Origin of the sequence: Streptomyces sp. NPDC058812, assembly GCF_042744565.1 — a bacterium.
In the GTDB taxonomy this organism is placed as follows: Bacteria; Actinomycetota; Actinomycetes; order Streptomycetales; family Streptomycetaceae; genus Streptomyces; species Streptomyces thinghirensis.
The window spans coordinates 153,384-172,307 of the sequence record NZ_JBHYOB010000012.1 but is presented as its reverse complement, the minus strand read 5'-3'; the positions used below and the strand labels follow the sequence as shown (position 1 = coordinate 172,307).

Annotated in this window: 15 protein-coding genes and 2 pseudogenes; 9 read left to right on the top strand and 8 right to left on the bottom strand. The window is 72.3% G+C overall.

Annotated features, from left to right (window positions below; genetic code table 11):
* Positions 1-377: 377 nt before the first annotated feature.
* Positions 378-1,463, bottom strand: coding sequence for a DUF4190 domain-containing protein (locus tag ACFW48_RS24835; RefSeq protein WP_386318036.1), 1,086 nt, complete (start codon positions 1,461-1,463; stop codon positions 378-380).
* Between the two features lie 14 nt (positions 1,464-1,477).
* On the opposite strand from ACFW48_RS24835, the pseudogene ACFW48_RS24830 reads away from it, so the two are divergent.
* Positions 1,478-2,682 (top strand): annotated as a pseudogene (locus tag ACFW48_RS24830) (adenosine deaminase).
* The gene (locus tag ACFW48_RS24825; protein ID WP_386318029.1) at positions 2,679-3,398 is read left to right on the top strand and encodes a glycerophosphodiester phosphodiesterase; all 720 of its coding nucleotides are present in this window, start codon (positions 2,679-2,681) and stop codon (positions 3,396-3,398) included. Before ACFW48_RS24830 ends, ACFW48_RS24825 begins: the two are co-directional and overlap by 4 nt.
* Before the next feature lie 157 nt (positions 3,399-3,555).
* Here ACFW48_RS24825 and ACFW48_RS24820 read toward each other — a convergent pair.
* The 3 genes and pseudogenes from ACFW48_RS24820 to ACFW48_RS24810 form a co-directional block, all read right to left on the bottom strand.
* Positions 3,556-4,052, bottom strand: a pseudogene (locus ACFW48_RS24820) (HXXEE domain-containing protein); the annotation flags it as partial.
* 66 nt (positions 4,053-4,118) lie between these two features.
* A complete protein-coding gene (locus ACFW48_RS24815; RefSeq protein WP_386317959.1) occupies positions 4,119-5,309 on the bottom strand; it encodes a spermidine/putrescine ABC transporter substrate-binding protein in 1,191 nt (396 codons plus the stop codon).
* Positions 5,310-5,513: 204 nt separating this feature from the next.
* Positions 5,514-6,953, bottom strand: coding sequence for a gamma-aminobutyraldehyde dehydrogenase (locus tag ACFW48_RS24810; protein ID WP_386317957.1), 1,440 nt, complete (start codon positions 6,951-6,953; stop codon positions 5,514-5,516).
* A 223-nt stretch (positions 6,954-7,176) separates the two neighbouring features.
* Here ACFW48_RS24810 and ACFW48_RS24805 point away from each other — a divergent pair, with 223 nt between their 5' ends.
* From ACFW48_RS24805 to ACFW48_RS24775, 7 genes are all read left to right on the top strand, one after another.
* Positions 7,177-7,692, top strand: a complete 516-nt coding sequence (locus ACFW48_RS24805) for an Lrp/AsnC family transcriptional regulator (RefSeq protein WP_210960361.1) — start codon at positions 7,177-7,179, stop codon at positions 7,690-7,692.
* 2 nt (positions 7,693-7,694) lie between these two features.
* Positions 7,695-9,068: an aspartate aminotransferase family protein gene (locus ACFW48_RS24800; protein ID WP_386317954.1), complete on the top strand. Its 1,374-nt coding sequence runs from the start codon at positions 7,695-7,697 to the stop codon at positions 9,066-9,068.
* A 222-nt stretch (positions 9,069-9,290) separates the two neighbouring features.
* Positions 9,291-10,076, top strand: coding sequence for an ABC transporter ATP-binding protein (locus ACFW48_RS24795; protein WP_386317952.1), 786 nt, complete (start codon positions 9,291-9,293; stop codon positions 10,074-10,076).
* Positions 10,058-11,548 carry a hypothetical protein gene (locus ACFW48_RS24790; protein ID WP_386317950.1) on the top strand — a complete coding sequence of 497 codons (1,491 nt, stop codon included), beginning with the start codon at positions 10,058-10,060 and terminating at the stop codon, positions 11,546-11,548. The genes ACFW48_RS24795 and ACFW48_RS24790 overlap by 19 nt, the downstream gene beginning before the upstream one ends.
* Before the next feature lie 153 nt (positions 11,549-11,701).
* Complete coding sequence (locus ACFW48_RS24785; protein WP_386317948.1) at positions 11,702-12,109, top strand: VOC family protein; 408 nt, start codon at positions 11,702-11,704, stop codon at positions 12,107-12,109.
* Positions 12,110-12,135: 26 nt separating this feature from the next.
* Positions 12,136-13,290: an LOG family protein gene (locus ACFW48_RS24780; RefSeq protein WP_386317947.1), complete on the top strand. Its 1,155-nt coding sequence runs from the start codon at positions 12,136-12,138 to the stop codon at positions 13,288-13,290.
* Positions 13,291-13,445: 155 nt separating this feature from the next.
* Positions 13,446-14,165, top strand: coding sequence for an LAETG motif-containing sortase-dependent surface protein (locus ACFW48_RS24775; RefSeq protein WP_386317946.1), 720 nt, complete (start codon positions 13,446-13,448; stop codon positions 14,163-14,165).
* A 68-nt stretch (positions 14,166-14,233) separates the two neighbouring features.
* Here the strand turns inward: ACFW48_RS24775 and ACFW48_RS24770 are convergent, their stop codons facing one another.
* Genes ACFW48_RS24770 through ACFW48_RS24755 form a run of 4 tightly spaced genes read right to left on the bottom strand, consistent with a single transcriptional unit; the run spans position 14,234 to position 18,849 of the window.
* Positions 14,234-15,034, bottom strand: coding sequence for a maleylpyruvate isomerase family mycothiol-dependent enzyme (locus ACFW48_RS24770; RefSeq protein WP_386317944.1), 801 nt, complete (start codon positions 15,032-15,034; stop codon positions 14,234-14,236).
* Positions 15,035-15,058: 24 nt separating this feature from the next.
* A complete protein-coding gene (locus ACFW48_RS24765; protein WP_386317942.1) occupies positions 15,059-16,078 on the bottom strand; it encodes an ABC transporter ATP-binding protein in 1,020 nt (339 codons plus the stop codon).
* Positions 16,079-16,114: 36 nt separating this feature from the next.
* Positions 16,115-17,785: an ABC transporter permease gene (locus ACFW48_RS24760; protein WP_386317940.1), complete on the bottom strand. Its 1,671-nt coding sequence runs from the start codon at positions 17,783-17,785 to the stop codon at positions 16,115-16,117.
* Entirely contained in the window at positions 17,761-18,849 is a 1,089-nt protein-coding gene (locus ACFW48_RS24755) for a thiamine ABC transporter substrate binding subunit (protein WP_386317938.1), read from the bottom strand. Before ACFW48_RS24755 ends, ACFW48_RS24760 begins: the two co-directional genes overlap by 25 nt.
* Positions 18,850-18,924 lie beyond the last annotated feature (75 nt).

Below are 18,924 nucleotides of genomic sequence, written 5' to 3'. Positions count from 1 at the left end.
AGGCCGGAAGGCGGCAGGTCGACGAGACCCGGCAGCAGACGGCGGACCAGGCCGGTCCGCCGGGCCGCCCCGGGGGCGGCAAGGGGAGGCCGGGAGGCCAGACGGCAGGCGGGCGCGGGCCCGCCCCCCGGTGCGCGGCGCGGTGTCTGGGCTCAGGACTCCGGGGCCAAAGCTCCGGGACCCGGGGCCAAAGCTCCAGGCTCCGGGCTCCAGGACCCTGGCCTCATGGCTCACGGCTCAGCCCTCCGGGCTCAAGGCTCCGGGGCCAAAGCTCCGGGCTCAGGACTCCGGGCTCAGGACTTCGGACTCGGGGCTCCGAAGTCAGCACCCCGGGCTCCGGACTCCGGCCTCACCGCTCCGGAGCCAGCGCTCCGGGCTCACGGCGCGAAGATCACCAGCAGCCCGAAGCCGATGCCGAGGGCGATGCCGACGATCCCGCAGATGATGCCGGCCAGGGCCTGGCCTCCGTTGGTGGCCTCGCCCCGACCGGCCTTGGCACGGCCGAGCCCGCCGAAGATGACGGCGAGGACGCCCAGGGCGATCGCGAGCGGCCAGAGGCAGAAGCCGACGGCCGCGATGATGCCGAGGACGAGGCCGGCCGTGCCCATGCCGTTGCTCGGCAGCGGCGCCATGCCGGGCCAGCCGAAGTAGCCCTGCGGCTGCGCACCGGGGTATCCGGCCGGGCCGCCCGGGTGTCCGTACCCACCCGGGCCGGGGTAGCCGTAGGGGACCTGGCCGGGGCCGTCGGGCGCGATGGGCGGCGGCGGGACCGCCCCCCGGTCGACGTACGGCGGCGTCGCGGCCGGGGGCGCGAAGGGGTTGGGCGCACCGGTGGCGGCTGCCGGGCCCGGGGGCGCGAAGGGATTCGGCGCACCCGTAGCGGCGGCAGTCGGGCCCGGCGGCGCGAAGGGGTTGGCGGGGCCGTTCGCCGGCGTCGCGGCGGACGGGGCTGCCCACGGCGGGGTGTCCATGGCCGGCATGGACGTGACCGTCTGCTGGTCGTGGACGGACGGGGCCGACCACGGAGGGGCCCCGCTCGCCGCGAGGGTGCCCCCGGAACCGCCGTCGGGCGTCGGCACGGCGTCGTCCACCGGCGGCGCCCATGGGTCCGGGCCCGGCCCGGGTATCGCCGAAGGCCGGTCCTCGAAGCCCGGCCCGGGGCGCGACGGCGACGGGGACGGCTGGGCGCGGCGGTCCGGTGTGCCCGAGGCCCCCGGCGCGGCCAAGGCGTCCGTCGTACCCGACCCGCTCGGCGTGCCCGGAGTGCCCGGCTTGTCGAGGCCGACCCCGGGGATCGCGTCCGCGATGCCCTCGGAGTGCCCGCCGGCCGTCGCCGACCACGTGTCACCGGCGGCACCGGCGGCACCGGCGGCACCGGGCGGAGCCGGCCGGGGCGCGGGATCGTTCCCCGGAGCTTCCGGCGTGTGCGCGTCGGCTCTCGGCGGCTGCGAGTCGTCGGGCATGGGCGGGCCCCCCTCTGTCGAACGTCCCGTCATGCTACGGCCCGTCGCCACCCGCCACGGGCCCGGCCTACGATGATCCCGAGTCACCGATCAGCCGATCACCCGCGCCCGGCCGGCCCGCACCGGCCCGGGGCGCCGCTGTGGGGAGGAACCCTTGACCGAGCACCTCGTCGACCCCGACGTCCCGCGAGACCTGCACGCCTTCATCGCCGGACTGCCCAAGGCCGAACTGCACGTCCACCACGTCGGCTCCGCCTCCCCGCGCATCGTCTCGGAACTGGCCGCGCGCCACCCCGACTCCAAGGTTCCCACCGACCCCGAGGCCCTGGTCGACTACTTCACGTTCACGGACTTCGCCCACTTCATCGACGTGTACCTGTCGGTCGTCGACCTGATCCGCACGCCGGAGGACGTCCGGCTGCTGACGTACGAGGTGGCCCGCGACATGGCCCGTCAGCGGGTGCGGTACGCCGAGCTGACCATCACCCCGTTCTCCTCCACCCGGCGCGGTATCGACGAGGGCGCCTTCATGGACGCGATCGAGGACGCCCGCAAGGCGGCCGAGGCCGATTTCGGGACCGTACTGCGGTGGTGCTTCGACATTCCGGGCGAGGCCGGTACGGAGGCCGCCGAGGAGACGACGCGGCTCGCCACCGACGACCGGGTACGCCCCGAGGGGCTGGTCTCCTTCGGACTCGGCGGACCCGAGATCGGGGTCGCGCGGCCGCGGTTCAAGCCCTACTTCGACCGGGCGATCGCCGCCGGTCTGCACTCGGTGCCGCACGCCGGCGAGACCACCGGCCCGCAGACGGTGTGGGACGCCCTGACCGACCTGCGCGCCGAGCGCATCGGGCACGGCACCAGCTCGGCGCAGGACCCGAAGCTGCTGGCGCACCTCGCGGAGCGGCGCATCCCCCTGGAGGTGTGCCCGACCTCGAACATCGCCACCCGCGCGGTACGCACCCTGGACGAGCACCCGATCAAGGAGTTCACGCGCGCCGGCGTCCTGGTGACCATCAACTCCGACGACCCGCCGATGTTCGGCACCGACCTCAACAACGAGTACGCCGTCGCCGCCCGGCTCCTCGACCTCGACGAGCGCGGGCTCGCCGACCTGGCGAAGAACGCGGTGGAGTCGTCGTTCCAGGACGCGCGGGGCAAGGCTGACCTCCGGGACGAGATCGACACGTACACCTCGACGTGGCTCGCATCCTCGTGAGCACGCCGCGCCGGGTGACCGCCGTGGCCCACCGCGGCGACCCCTATCTGTTCCGCGAGAACACCCTCGACTCGCTGCGTTCCGCGCTGCGCCGCGGCGCGGACGCGGTCGAGATCGACGTACGGCTCACCCGGGACGGCGTGCCGGTGCTGCTGCACGACGAGACGCTCACGCGCCTGTGGGAGCAGGACCGTCCGCTGCTCTCGCTGTCGGCGGACGAGGTGCGCGGCCTGACGGCGGGCCGGGTGCCGACGCTGGCGGAGGCGCTGGCGGCGACCGACGGCAGCCGGCTGATGCTCGACCTGCCGGGCGGGCCGGGCGAGCGGGCGGCCCGGCGCATCGTGGACGTCGTCCGCGAGTGCGGGGCACAGGACCGCGTGTACTACTGCGCGGGCCCCGCCGCGATGCTCGCCGTACGGGCGGCCGACCCGGCGGCCGAGATCGCACTGACCTGGACGACGCTGGCCCCGCCCCGCCCCGCCCTGCTGGCGGCGGTCCGCCCGCGCTGGCTCAACTACCGCTTCGGGCTGGTGGACCAGCCGCTGGCCGAGCGCGTCCACGGCGACGGCTGCCTGCTGTCCGTGTGGACCCCCGACACCCGGCGCTCCATGCGCCGGCTGATCGCCCTGGGCGTCGACTCGATCACGACCAACCGCGTCGACGTACTGTGCGCCCTGCGTGACCGCGGCGGCGCCGTCACCGGCCCGCCCCCGTAGGGGCGGTCGATCCCGCACAAGCCCCGTCTCCCGTAGAGGACTTCCGCACCCAAGGGTGATCAACGACCCTTCCGCCGGAACCGAAACCCGGAATCGAAACCCGGAATCGAAACCCGGAACCGAACCCCGGATCCGGAACGTGCCGGCGCAGTGGCCCCGTCAGCCGCCGCGCCACCACGTGCGGAGCCACCACCGCCGCGTCCGCGAGGCCGAACCCCGCGGCGAGGTCGCGCGGGCGCGTGGCGCGCAGGACACCGGCGCGGCGCAGCCGGTGGCGGGCCCAGAGGGTGAACGGGACGACGACGAGGGGCGAGTTCGCCGACCCGGGCGTGTAGCCGCGTACCAGCCCCGCCTGGGCGAGGTGGACCAGGCCGTGCAGACCGAAGGCGTTGAGCGCGGTCCGGTACGCCGCCGACCGGCCGCCGGTCAGCCGGCCCGCGGCGGACGCGGAGGCCACGACCGCGGCCATCACCCCCACCGCGACGGCGAACTCCCGCCCGTCGGCCGGCTCGGCCCGCCGCCACACGGCCTCCGGCACGGTGGGGAACCGCTCGCACAGGGCGGCAGGTTGCGCCGCCACCAGCCCGGCACGGTCGCCAGTTCCTCGGCGTCGTGCGGCGCCCAGGCCGCCGGCAGACCGAGCGTGACCGCCATCCCCACCTTTTCATCACCCGGCCCACCTTTTCATCGCCCGGTGAATTCATCGCGCCGGTCAGTCTGCTACACCCCCACGATCCCGTTCCACCGCTTGGCGAACTCCGACCGCTCCCCCGCCGCGATGTCCCGCGCGATCGCGAGCCGTTCGCGCATCGCCGCGTCCGGGAAGATCAGCGGGTCCTCGGCCAGGGCGGCGGTCTCCTCGTCGTCGGAGGAGGCCAGCACGTCCTGTGCGGCGGGGACCGGGCAGACGTAGTTGACCCAGGCGGCCAGCTCGGCGGCGACCTCCGGCTGGTAGTAGTAGTCGATCAGCCGCTCGGCGTTGGCCTTGTGACGGGCCAGGTTGGGGATCATCAGGGACTCCGACCACAGCTCGGCGCCCTCCTCCGGGACGACGAACTCGATGTCCGGGTCGTCCGCCTGGAGCTGGATCACGTCACCGGAGTACGCCTGGCAGGCCAGGACGTCCCCGCTGGAGAGGTCCTTGATGTAGTCGTTGCCGGTGAAGCGGCGGATCTGGCCCTTGGCCACCTGCTTCTCCACCTGGTCGCAGACCGTGTGGAAGTCGTCCGCCGTCCAGTCGGTGATGTCCACGCCGTTGCCCTGCATCAGCAGCGCGAACGCCTCGTCCATGCCGGACAGCAGGGTCACCCGGCCCTTGAGGTCCCCCGCCCACAGGTCGGACACGTGCCGGATCTCCCGGCCGAGCCTGCGGCGGTTGTAGGCGATGCCGGTGATGCCCGACTGCCAGGGCACGGTGAACTTCCGGCCCGGGTCGAAGGCGGGCGAACGCAGCAGCGGGTCGAGGTACTCGGTGACGTTCGGCTGGCGGGAGCGGTCCATCTCCTGCACCCAGCCGAGCCGGACGAACCGCCCGCACATCCAGTCGCTGATGACGATCAGGTCGCGGTCGGTGGGCTGGTGGTTCATCAGGGACGGGCTGATCTTGCCGAAGAACTCGTCGTTGTCGTTGATCTCCTCGATGTACTCGACGGAGATGCCCGACCGCTTCTCGAACGCCTCCAGCGTGGGCCGTCGGCTCGGGTGCTCGTCGTCGGTGTCGATGTACAGCGGCCAGTTCGCCCAGGTCAGCCGTTGCTCGGTGGCGGACCGGTCGGTCGCGGCGCGGTCGCCCGGCGCGACGTACGCGGCGGGCACACCGCAGCCGGCCAGCGCGCCGGCCGCGGCGGAGCCGCTCAGGCCGCGCAGCAGGGTCCGGCGGGAGAGCGAGGGCGTCTTCGAGAGCAAGGGCATGGCCGCAGGATGCCGCGCCCGCCCCGCCAGGGACAATCGACGCTGCGTCGAGCGCCTCCGCCCAGGCCCGACACCCTGTCGACCGGGGTGAGTTCACGGTTCCATGGCTGCCGATCCACGTTCACGGTTTACGCACGACGGCCCCGGACGGGAGTTCCCGTCCGGGGCCGCGCGCACGCCGGGTGCCTCACACGTGCAAGTCCGTCACGCGTCCAGCGACGTCATCACGTGCTTGATCCGCGTGTAGTCCTCGAAGCCGTAGCCGGACAGGTCCTTGCCGTAGCCGGACTTCTTGAAGCCGCCGTGCGGCATCTCGGCGACCAGCGGGATGTGGGTGTTGATCCACACGCAGCCGAAGTCCAGCCGCTTGGACATCCGCATGGCGCGGCCGTGGTCCTTGGTCCACACCGAGGAGGCCAGCGCGTACTCGACGCCGTTGGCCCACTCGACGGCCTGGTCCTCGTCGCGGAAGGACTGGACGGTGATGACGGGGCCGAAGACCTCCTTCTGGACGATCTCGTCGTCCTGCTTGAGGCCCGAGACGACGGTCGGGGCGTAGAAGTAACCCTTCTCGCCGACCCGGTGGCCGCCCGCCTCGACCTTGGCGTGGGCGGGCAGGCGCTCGATGAACCCGGCGACCTGCTTGAGCTGGTTCGGGTTGTTGAGCGGGCCGTACAGGACGTCCTCGTCGTCCGGCTGACCGGTCTTGATCTCGGACGCGGCCTTCGCGAGCGCGCTCACGAACTCGTCGTGGACCGACTCGTGGACCAGCACGCGAGTGGCCGCCGTGCAGTCCTGGCCGGCGTTGAAGTAGCCCGCCTCCGAGATGCCCTCGACGGCCTTGGGGATGTCGGTGTCCTCGAAGACGACGACCGGCGCCTTGCCGCCCAGCTCCAGGTGGACGCGCTTGAGGTCCTTCGACGCGGACTCGGCGACCGACATGCCGGCCCGCACCGAGCCGGTGATGGAGGCCATCGCCGGGGTCTCGTGCTCGACCATCAGGCGGCCGGTGTCGCGGTCGCCGCAGACGACGTTGAAGACGCCCTTGGGCACGATCGAGCCGATGATGTCGGCCATCAGGGCCGTGGACGCGGGGGTGGTGTCCGCGGGCTTCAGGACGACCGTATTGCCCGCGGCGAGCGCCGGGGCGAACTTCCACACGGCCATCATCATCGGGTAGTTCCACGGCGCGACCTGCGCGCAGACGCCGATCGGCTCACGGCGGATCATGGAGGTCAGGCCCTCCATGTACTCACCGGCGCTGCGCCCCTCCAGCATCCGCGCCGCGCCCGCGAAGAAGCGGATCTGGTCGACCATCGGCGGGATCTCCTCGGAGCGGGTCAGCCCGATGGGCTTGCCCGTGTTCTCCACCTCGGCCGCGATCAGTTCCTCGGCCCGCTCCTCGAACGCGTCCGCGATCTTCAGCAGGGCCTTCTGCCGCTCGGCCGGGACCAGGTCCCGCCAGGCCGGGAAGGCCGCGGCGGCGGCCGCCATGGCGGCGTCCACGTCCGCCTGCCCGGACAGGGGGGCGGTCGCGTAGGCCTCGCCCGTGGCGGGGTTGACCACCTCCGTGGTCCGTCCGTCGGCGGCGTCCCGGAACTCACCGTCGATGTAATTGCGCAGACGACGCAGCTCGGTGCTCACTGCCGGCCCTCCAAGTTCGGTGTCTACTTCAGGTCTCCCGGTGTCCGGGCCTCACAGCTGTCGGCTGTCCGCTGTCGGCTGTCCGAACACTGAGACACCCACCCTAGACGGAGACCCCACGTTTTCAACACCCCCGACCACCTCAAGGTTGCGAAATCCGTAGAGTCAGACCTCACAGACAACGAATTTCATCGATCCGGCCTTGCGAAACTGTCGATACGTCGTGCACAGTGAAGCCGTGGCCAGTCGAAGCGCAGACCAGAAGGACTCCCGCGAGTCCAGGAACGGCGGTCCCCAGTTGGACGCCGTCTCCCTCGCCATCATCGAGCAGCTCCAGGAGGACGGCCGCCGGCCGTACGCCGCCATCGGCAAGGCCGTGGGCCTGTCGGAGGCGGCCGTGCGCCAGCGCGTCCAGAAGCTGCTCGACCAGGGCGTGATGCAGATCGTCGCCGTCACGGACCCGCTCACCGTGGGTTTCCGCCGGCAGGCGATGGTCGGCGTCCGTGTCGAGGGCGACGTGGAGTCCGTCGCCGACGCGGTGACGGCCATGTCCGAATGCGAGTACGTGGTGATGACCGCGGGCTCCTTCGACCTGATGGTGGAGGTCGTCTGCGAGGACGACGACCACCTTCTGGACGTCATCAACAAACGCATCCGGGCCGTGCCCGGAGTGCGCTCCACCGAGAGCTTCGTCTACATGAAGCTCAAGAAGCAGACCTATATGTGGGGAACCCGATAATCGTGAGCACCGACAGCCCCAAGGACCTCAGCAGGACCGCCTACGACCACCTGTGGATGCACTTCACCCGCATGTCGTCGTACGAGAACGCCCCCGTCCCCACCATCGTCCGCGGTGAGGGCACCCACATCTACGACGACAAGGGCAAGCGTTACCTCGACGGTCTCGCCGGCCTGTTCGTGGTCCAGGCCGGACACGGCCGCACGGAGCTTGCCGAGACCGCCTCGAAGCAGGCGCAGGAGCTCGCCTTCTTCCCGGTGTGGTCCTACGCCCACCCGAAGGCCGTGGAGCTGGCCGAGCGCCTGGCCGACGAGGCGCCCGGCGACCTCAACAAGGTCTTCTTCACCACCGGCGGCGGTGAGGCGGTCGAGACCGCCTGGAAGCTGGCCAAGCAGTACTTCAAGCTGACCGGCAAGCCGACCAAGTACAAGGTCATCTCCCGCGCGGTCGCCTACCACGGCACCCCGCAGGGGGCCCTGTCCATCACCGGCCTGCCGGCCCTGAAGGCCCCGTTCGAGCCGCTCGTCCCGGGCGCGCACAAGGTGCCGAACACCAACATCTACCGCGCCCCGCTCTTCGGCGACGACCCGGAGGCCTTCGGCCGCTGGGCCGCCGACCAGATCGAGCAGCAGATCCTGTTCGAGGGCCCGGAGACCGTCGCGGCCGTCTTCCTGGAGCCAGTGCAGAACGCCGGCGGCTGCTTCCCGCCCCCGCCCGGCTACTTCCAGCGGGTGCGCGAGATCTGCGACCAGTACGACGTGCTGCTCGTCTCGGACGAGGTCATCTGCGCCTTCGGCCGCCTGGGCACGACGTTCGCCTGCGACAAGTTCGGCTACGTCCCGGACATGATCACCTGCGCCAAGGGCATGACCTCGGGTTACTCCCCGATCGGCGCCTGCATCATCTCGGACCGCCTGGCCGAGCCGTTCTACAAGGGTGACAACACCTTCCTGCACGGCTACACCTTCGGCGGCCACCCGGTCTCCGCCGCGGTCGGCATCGCCAACCTCGACCTTTTCGAGCGCGAGGGCCTCAACAAGCACGTGCTTGACAACGAGGGCAACTTCCGCGCGACCCTGGAGAAGCTCCTCGACCTGCCGATCGTCGGCGACGTCCGCGGCAACGGCTTCTTCTACGGCATCGAACTGGTCAAGGACAAGAACACCAAGGAGTCCTTCACCGACGAGGAGACCGAGCGCGTCCTGTACGGCTTCCTCTCCAAGAAGCTCTTCGAGAACGGCCTGTACTGCCGTGCCGACGACCGCGGCGACCCGGTCATCCAGCTCGCCCCGCCGCTGATCTCCAACCAGGAGACCTTCGACGAGATCGAGCAGATCCTGCGCGCCACGCTGACGGAGGCGTGGACGAAGCTCTGATCCGGACAGAGTTCCGATCCGAGTTCCGATCATCCTTCTGGATGATCATCACCGGCCCCGATGCCGCCCGTTCGAGTGAGAACGGCGGCCCGGGGCCGCGTGCTGTCCGGCTTCCCCCGCGGCGACTCCTTACCGTGCCCAGTGACCGATCGGCCCCGCCTTCGTTCCCCCGGAAGAGGGACGCGACCGGGGAAATACGGATCAGAACCGAGGTGTACGCCCATGGAGGCCCCGCCGGACAACGACGTGCTCTGGGCCCGCGCCCTGCGCTTCCAGCACCACGACGGCTCCCCCGCGCTTCAAGGCGTGTCGCTCGGTGTCCGCGAGGGCGAGATCCTCGCCGTGAGCGGCCCGCGCGGCAGTGGCAAGACCACGCTGCTGCGGTGCCTGTCCGGGCTGGTCCGGCCGCAGGAGGGCGAGGTGTGGTTCAACAGCGTGCCGATGCACACCATGGGCCCGCTCGGCCGCGAGCGACTGCGCCGCGACCGCTTCGGCTGGATCGACCCCGCTCCCGCGCTCGTGCCGGAGCTCAACGCCTGGGAGAACGCCGCCCTCCCCCTCATGCTGCGCGGCACCGGCCGGCGCCGGGCCAAGACCGCCGCCCTGGAGTGGCTGGAGCGCCTCGACGTGGGCGACAGGGCCCGCCGGCGCCCGCACGAACTCCAGCAGGCCGAGCGGCAGCGCGTCTGCATCGCCCGCGCGCTCGCCGTCACCCCCGCGGTCCTCTTCGCCGACGAGCCGACGGCCCCTCTGCACCGCGCCGACCGCGCCCACGTCCTGCGGACACTCACCACGGCGGCCCGCTCGCACGGCATCACCGTCCTCCTCGCCACCCACGACGCGCGGACCGCCGCCCTGGCGGACCGCACGGTGGCGCTGCTGGACGGGCGGCGGGTGCGGACGGTGCACCTGCCGCCGGTCGCCGAGACGACCGTGGCCACCGGAGCCACCGGCGCCGCGGGGACCCCCGGAACGGAAGGCCGGGCGGCGTGCTCGCTCTCCGCCTGACCCGCGCCGCCCACCTCCCCGTCCACCTGCGCCGACTTCTGGTCGCGGTGGCCTCGGCGGGTACGGGCTTCCTGCTGCTGTGCGCCCTCGGCCACGCGATGACCCACCCGGGCACGCCCGGCGCCTCCGCCCTCCGCCTGGCCTGGTGCGCGGCGCCCCTCGCCGCCACGGTGTACCTCGCGGTCGCCGTGGCCCGCACCGACCCCGGTACCCGGCCCCGCCCGGGGTTGTCGGCGATCGGCCTGGGTCCCGGCCGCCTGATGGCCGTGTCGGCGACGACCACGGCCCTGACCGGCGCGCTCGGCTCGCTGGTGGCCCTGCTCGTCTTCCTCCACCTGCGCGGCGACCTGACCGGCGTGCCCTTCGACGGCACCGTGGCGGGCGCCCTGGCCATCGGTCGGCCCCTCCCCTTCCCGGCGGCGCTGACGCTGCTGGCCCTGACTCCGGCCGCCGCGTCGGCCGCCGTGGCGCTCACACTGCGCCCCCGCGAGCCCAGGCCCACCCCGCCCACCGGCTCCCGTCGCTACGGACGCTTCGGCGCGTACGGCTGGGGAGCGGCCCGCGAGACCTTCGGCACCTACGGCCGCTACGGCGCCCGCCTGGCCCCGGCCCCAGACCCGGCCCCGGCCCCGGCCCCGCCTGCGGACGGTCCCGCCGCGCCGCCTGCGGGCAGTCGTGCCGCTGGGGCGGTGGGGGACCCCCCGCTCGAGCGAAGCCGAGAGTGGGGGAGGGTGGGCGCAGGCGGCGCCCTGCTGACGCAGGCAAGTGACACCCACCCGCAAGCCACAGCGGACGGCACCCAGCCCACGTCGTCCGCCGTACCCGACCCCACTCCCACCACCACCCCCAGCCCCAGCCCCAGCCCCAGCCCCAGCCCCAGCCCCCAGAACACCACCACCCTCCCTTGGGGCATCGCCGTACTCACCGCAGGCCTCGCCGTGGAGACCTACGCCGGCAACACGGCCGGCCCCGCCCCCGACGCCACCCCCTCCGCCGGCGTCCTCTTCGGCTGGGCCCTCACCGTCCTGGGTCTCGCCCTGGCCGGCCCCGGCCTCACCCACCTGTGCGGCCGCCTGCTCCAGACCGCCCGCCCCGGCGCCCTGCGCCTGCTGGCGGGCCGGGTCCTGATGGAGGAGTCGCACCGCATCGGCCGCCCCCTCGGCGTCGTCTGCGCCGTGATGTCCGCGGCCTACGCGGGGACCGCCCTGTACGGCACGGACGGACCGGACTTCGGTCCGCTGAGCCTCCTCGGCGTCCTCCTCGTGGCCGGCTGCACGGTGGCCACCCTCCTCACCGCGGCCGTCGAGGCCAAACACGCCCGCGCCGACACGACGGACGCCCTGCTGCGGCTGGGCGCGCCCCCGGCCACCCTGCGCGCGGCCGCCGCCGTACGCGCCGGCGCGCTGCTCGCGCTGTTCGGCCCGCTGACCCTGATCGTCGCGCAGCTGGCATCGCTGCCGCTGGCCGGCTGACGCACCGCCCCCGCCGGTCCCCCGTAGCCCCGCCGATCCCCGTAGAAAAAATTCTCGAAGAAATCCGCGAACCCGCGATGAGTTCCGCGCGCCGCCCCCGTCTAACCCTTCGAACGGCATGACAACAGCAGGACACCGACGGGAGAGGCCCTCATGTACCAGCAGATGATCTTCGTGAACCTGGCCACCAACAACCTCGACGCCTCGAAGAAGTTCTTCACCGGGCTCGGCTACGAGATCAACGCCCAGTTCAGCGACGACACCACCGCGTCGATCCCGCTGAGCGAGGCCATCGTCGTGATGGTGCACACGCCGGAGAAGTACCGCCAGTTCACGAAGAAGGAGATCGTGGACTCGACGAAGTCCAGCGAGGTGCTGGTCGCGCTGAGCGCCGAGAGCCGCGAGAAGGTCGACGAGCTGGTGGAGAAGGCGGTCGCGGCCGGCGGTTCGGTATCCGGCGAGACCCAGGACCACGGCTTCATGTACGGCCGGGCCTTCGACGACATCGACGGCCACACCTTCGAGGTCGTGTGGATGGACCCGGCGGCGGTCGAGGGCTGAGCCGGGCGCACGCCTAGCATGGGCGGGTGGATCCGACACCCGCCCGGCCCAAGGCCCGTTCACAGGCTCAGCTCCAGTCCCACCACGCCTCCCACGACCGGGAGATCGAGAGCCTCGCCGAGTTCGACTCCGTCCTCTCGGCGCACGGCACACTCGCCCACTACCGCGTCCAGGCCGTCGATCTGACGGCCCGCACGGACGCCCTGATGTCCGCGGACCCCACGGGCGCCGTCTTCCTCGGCTGCCCGATGGCACCCGAGGCGGCCACCCGGGTGCGCGCCGCCGGCGCCCTGGTCTTCCCGCCCATACCGGGCCTGCCCTTCGATCCGTACCGCGGACGCGTCTACTCCCCCGACGAGCTGTACGCCCGTCTGGACGGGGGGTACGAGGCGACACCGGACGCCCTCGCCCACGACTGGTTCCAGCAGACCAAGGCGGACGGCGACGTCTTCGCCTCCATGCTGCGCGCGATCCACGACGACGCCGTCTCCGACGCGATCGACGAACTCCTCACCGGCGCCGCGGTGGTGGGCGTCATGGGCGGTCACGCCATGGCGCGCGGCACCAGGTCCTACGCGGGCGCCGCACGCCTGGGCCGCGAACTGGCCCGCGCCGGGTTCACCGTGGCCACCGGCGGCGGTCCGGGCGCGATGGAGGCGGCGAACCTCGGCGCCTACGCGGCCCCGTTCGACGACGGGATGCTGGACGACGCGCTGCTGCTCCTCGCCAAGGTCGCGTCGTTCACCCCGTCGATCACCGACTGGGCGCGGTCCGCGTTCGAGGTGCGCGAACGCTGGCCCGGGGGTGGCGCCTCGGTCGGTGTCCCGACCTGGTTCTACGGCCACGAGCCGCCCAACGCCTTCGCCGCGCACATCGCCAAGTACTTCGCCAACGCCACCCGCGAGGACGGCCTGCTGGCCCGCTCGAACGCGGGCGTGGTCTTCCTGCCGGGCGCCGCCGGGACCGTACAGGAGATCTTCGACAACGCGACGCCGAACTACTACGAGTCGCGGGGCGAACCCACGCCGATGGTGCTGGTGGACCGGGCGCACTGGACGGAGAAGCTGCCGGCGTGGCCGCTGCTCACGTCGCTCGCCGGGGGACGGACGATGGAGTCCCGGATCGCGCTCGTCGACCGGATCGAGGAGGCTCCCGGAGCGCTGAAACGTCTCGGCGGTTAATAAGACGGCAAAGCCAACGCCCTTGGCCGGCATATGCGTTGACACTGCTTATGCACCGCTTATAGACCAGTGAGGCTCGTGGGTGTGCTGATGCCGCTCATCAGGCGTCAGCACCCTCTCCACCCCCCGCATCTGCGCTCCCGTAAAGGACAAACGTGGCAGTCCTGTCCATACTCAGAAGCACGGCATCCCGTCGTGGCGTTCGCGCCCTCGGCGTCGCCTCCGCCTCGGTGGCCCTGGCCATCGGGGCCGCCGGCAACGCGCTCGCCTGCGACATCAGCGAGTTCTCCGCCGCCGCCAAGTGCGAAGGCGACAAGGGTGTCATCACCGTCACCGACGTGGACCCCGCCGGCATCCCCGCCACCGTCACCGTCTACCTGCAGAACAACGGCGCCGACGCCGAGAAGATCGGCGAGCAGGTGGTCAAGGGCTCGCGCGAGGGCAGCACCATCACCTTCGCCGCGGACTGGAAGCCGAACGCCGAGTACCGCATCCACGTCAAGGCCGACAAGTACGTCGACGAGGACATCAAGCCGAACCTCGTGACCCCGTCGACCCCCTGCGAGACGGAGGACACGCCGACACCGACGCCGACCCCGTCGGAGAGTTCCTCCACCCCGGCCGAGGAGACGGAGACACCGACCCCGGCACCGTCCACGTCGGCCCCGGCCCCGGCCCAGAGCGAGAGCACCGCACCGGCGGCCGTGCCGAGCAACAACGCCCCGTCCCCGGCGGCCGGTGAGTCCAACCTCGCCGAGACCGGCGCGAACTCCAACACCGGCATGATCGCCGGCATCGCGGCGGCCCTGGTCGCCATCGGTGGCGCCGCGGTCTTCTTCGGCCTGCGCCGTCGCGGAGCGAACAGCAACCGCTGACGCCTCGCTCACCGGTACGCGGCAGTGGTGGCCCGTCCCCGGCCGGGGCGGGCCACCGTCACGTCACCTCAGCCGAACGCCGTCTTCTCCAGACAGAGTTCCAGCAGCTCGCGGTCGCCGAGCACCTGGAGTCCGGGGGTGTCCAGCGGCAGCCTGCGGTAGAAGGCCAGCAGCACGTCCGTGAGCGGGCCCCGCAGGGCCACGGTCGCCTTCTCGTGGCCGCGGCGCCAGGTGACGCCCTCCTCGGGCAGCTCGATCAGCCATTCGGCGTCGAGGTCCGCGGCGGTGTCGGTGGCGTGCAGGTGGATGCTCCGGCCGGGCGCCCGCAGGCCCTTGACCGGCCCGTCCGGAAGGACCCGCTGCACGAACCGCACGATCTCCAGCCACTCCTCGATCGCGTCGGCCGCCACCTCGGCGGCGACCGCCTCGAACGGCCGGCCCGCCGCGAGGGCCGCGTCCGCCCCGTGGACGACGAGCTCGTGCGTCATCCGGCGGGCCCAGAAGCCCGCGGTGTGGTTCCCGGTCCACGACCACGCCCGCCCGTCCGGTCCGGCCTCCCGCAGCGCGCGCACGACCGCCTCGCCGGACTCCGCCAGCCACGCCTCCAGGGCGGCCGCGTCCCCCGTCGCCCGCGGACCCTCGGATCCCGGCGCGCGGTCCAACGGGACGTCCTCCTCGGCGCGGGTGCGGACGATCAGCTCCGTCCAGCGCAGGGCGCGGCCGACGTGCCGCACCAGGTCCTCCAGGGTCCAGTCCGGGCAGGTCGGCACAGTGGCTGACAGGTCGGCGCCGGAGGACAGCACGGCGCCGAACCGGCCCACCTGGTGGGCGATTTCATCGCAGTAACGGTCATGCGCAAGGAGTGTCATGCCTTCACCCTACGAGCGGGGCGATCATCCGAGCACGACGATTTCCGCCACGTCGAACTCCACTCCTATCGCGTCCCCGACCTCCGGTGCCGCCCGCAGCGCGCACGCCGCCTCCAGGCGCGGCGCGTCCTCGGGCTGGAGGTGGACGGCGACGTGGGTGCCCCGGAAGGTGCGTGCGGTGACCGTGCAGCGCAGGCCCTCGTCGGCGGCCACCATGCGTACCCCGGCGGGCCGGACGAGCAGGGTGCGGGCACCCTGCGGGGCGTCCTCGGGGACCGGTACCTTGCCCCACGGGGTGTCCGCGGCCTGTCCCACGACGGTCGCCTCGACGACGTTGTCGAAGCCGAGGAAGCGGGCCACGAACGCGTCGGCCGGCCGCTGCCACACCTCCAGAGGCGTCCCGGACTGGGCGATCCGCCCGTCCCGCATCACCACGACCCGGTCGGCGAGCGCGAAGGCCTCCCCCTGGTCGTGCGTCACGGCGAGCACGGTCGTGCCCAGCCGGCCGAACAGCTCCCGGAGTTCGACGACCAGGCGCTCCCGCAGCGAGCGGTCGAGCTGGCCGAGCGGCTCGTCCAGCATCAGCAGCCGGGGCCGGGGCGCGAGGGCGCGGGCCAGCGCCACCCGCTGCTGCTCACCGCCGGAGAGCGCGGCGACGGACCGGTGAGCGGCACCCGGCAGCCCGACCAGCTCCAGCAACTCCCCCACCCGCTCCCGCTGTCCGGCGCGGGAGGCGCCACGCATCCGCGGTCCGAAGGCGATGTTTCCGGCCACGTCGCGCTGCGGGAAGAGCTGGTGGTCCTGGAACATCAGCCCGACCTCGCGCTTGTGCGCGGGCACCCCGGACTGGTCCCGCCCGTCCAGCGTCACCCGCCCGGCGTCCAGCGGCTGGAGCCCGGCGACCGCCCGCAGCAGCGTCGACTTGCCGCTGCCGCTGGGCCCGAGCACGCACACCACCTCGTGCTCGGCGACCCCCAGGTCGACGGCGTCGAGCACGGCCCGGCCGCCGAAACGGACGGTCGCGCCTTCGAGGCTCAGCAGCATCCGTGGAACTCCCGCATCTCTAGAACTCCCGCACCCCTAGAACTCCCCGCTCCGGTCGGCCCGCAGCCGCTCCAGCACCACCAGGGCCACGGCGCACACCAGCATCAGAATCGTCGACAGGGCCATCGCCTGGCCGTAGTTCATGTCCCCGGGCCGTCCCAGCAGCCGCGCCACGGCCACCGGCAGCGTCGGGTTGTCGGGCCGCGCGATGAACACGGTCGCCCCGAACTCCCCGAGCGACACCGCGAAGGCGAACCCGGCCGCGACCAGCAGCGCCCGCCGCACCATCGGCAGGTCCACCTCCCGCCACACCCGCCACGGCGACGCCCCGAGTACCGCCGCCGCCTCCCGCAGCCGTACGTCCACCGCCCGCAGCACCGGCAGCATGGTCCGTACGACGAAGGGGACGCCGACCAGCGCCTGCGCGAGCGGCACGAGAATCCAGGAGGCTCTGAGATCCAGCGGGGGTTCGTCCAGCGCGATCAGGAATCCGAAGCCGACCGTCACGGCGGACACCCCGAGCGGCAGCATCAGCAGCGCGTCGAAACCGCGTACGAAGCGGCCCGCGTCGCGGCGGGTGAGCGCGGTGGCGGCCAGCGCGCCGATCACCACGGCGATGGCGGTGGCGGCGACGGCGTACTGGAGGCTGTTGCCGATGGCCTCGATCGGCGGGACGAGGAAAGCGCCGCCGTCCTCCCGGGTCAGCGCCCGGTAGTAGCCGAACCCGGGTGCGCCGAGCGACCGCTCGACCAGCACGGCGAGCGGCAGCACAAGGAGCACGGCGACGGTGGCCAGGACCCCGGCCAGCAGCGCCCACTGCCCGGTCCCGCGCGGCCGGCGCGCGGTCGTGGCCGCGTCCACCAGCCGCAGGGCCGTCTCCCGCCGCCGTACCGTCCAGGCGTGCACGGCGAGGATGGCGGCCACCGCGGCGAACTGGATCAGCGTCAGCACGGCGGCCGTGGACAGGTCGAAGATCTGGGAGGTCTGCCGGTAGATCTCCACCTCCAGGGTGGAGAAGGCGGGTCCGCCGAGGATCTGGACGACGCCGAAGGACGTGAAGGTGAACAGGAACACCATCAGCGCGGCGGCGGCCACGGCGGGCGCGAGCGCGGGCAGCGTCACCTGCCGCCAGGCCTTCAGCCGCGAGGCACCGAGCATCCGCGCGGCCTCCTCCTGCCGCGGGTCGAGCTGCGACCAGAGGCCGCCGACGGTGCGTACGACGACGGCGTAGTTGAAGAAGACGTGCGCGAGCAGGATCGCCCACACGGTGGTGTCCAGCCGTACGCCCCACAGCTCGTCGAGCAGCCCGCCGCGCCCCACCAACGCCAGGAACGCCGTACCGACGACGACCGTCGGCAGCACGAACGGCACGGTCACCACGGCCCGCAGGACCTGCTTGCCGGGGAAGTCGAACCGGGCGAAGACGTACGCGCCGGGCAGTGCGATCAGCAGGGTGAGCGCGGTGGAGGCCAACGCCTGCCAGGTGGTGAACCACAGCACGTGCCGGACGTCGGGCTGGGCGAGTACGTCCGCGACGCGTCCGAACTGCCAGGATCCGTCGATCTCCAGTCCGCGCGCGACGATCGCGGCGACGGGGTAGGCGAAGAACACCGCGAAGAACGCGACGGGCACGGCCATCAGGGCCAGCCGCGCCGCGCTCCCGCGCGAAGTCCTCGCCTTGCCTACTTCAGTACGAGTGAGGTCCACGACTTGACCCACTGGTCGCGGTTGTCGGCGATCTTCGCCGGGTCCATGGTCTGCGGGTTCTCGGCCTCGGGCCCGAACTTCCGGAACGCCTCGGGGATCTCGGCGCCCTCCCGCACCGGGTAGACGAACATGTTCAGCGGCATGTCCTCCTGGAACTGCTTGCCGATGAGGAAGTCGAGCAGTGCCTTGCCGCCCTCGGTGTTCCCGGCGTTGCTCAGCAGACCCGCGTACTCGACCTGCTGGAAGCAGGTGCCGGTGGCGACGCCCGTCGGCGCGGTGGCCGGCTGGGGATCGGCGTAGATCACCTCGGCGGGCGGGGAGGAGGCGTAGGAGACGACGAGCGGGCGGTCGCCCTTGGCCTTCTTGCCGCCGGACGAACCGGAGAACTCCTCGTTGTACGCCTGCTCCCAGCCGTCGACGACCTTGACGCCGTTCGCCTTCAGCTTCTTCCAGTAGTCCTGCCAGCCGTCGTCCCCGTACTTGGCGGCGGTGCCGAGCAGGAAGCCGAGGCCGGGCGAGGAGGTGCCCGCGTTCTCGGTGACGAGCAGGTCCTTGTACTCGGGCTTGATCAGGTCGTCGAAGGAGTCCGGCGGGGTCAGCTCGTGCTCGCTGAAGTACGCCTTGTCGTAGTTGACGCAGATGTCGCCGGTGGTGACGGGCGTGACCCGGTGCTTGTCCTGGTCGGCCCGGTACTCGGGGAGGACCTGGTCGGAGCCCTTCGCCTCGTACGGCTGGAACAGCCCGTTGTCGAGGGCGCGGGACAGCAGCGTGTTGTCGACGCCGAAGAAGACGTCGCCCTGGGGGTTGTCCTTGGTGAGGATGGCCTTGTTGACGGCCTGCCCGGCGTCGCCGTCCTCCAGGACGCGGACCTTGTAGCCGGAGCTCTTCTCGAAGGCGGCGAGGACGTCCTTCGACACGGCCCACGAGTTGTGGCTGACGAGGGTCACGGTCTTGGAGTCGCCGGAGCCCTGGCTGTCGCCGTCGGACGACGATCCGCAGGCGGCCAGGCCGCCGACCATGCCGAGCCCGACGGCCAGGACGGTGGCCTTCTTGGTGATGCTCACTGAATTCCTCCTGGGTGACCAGGAGAAGACGCGGCCCCGCCCGGAACCCCTGGCGAGGGTCCCGGGCAGGGCGCA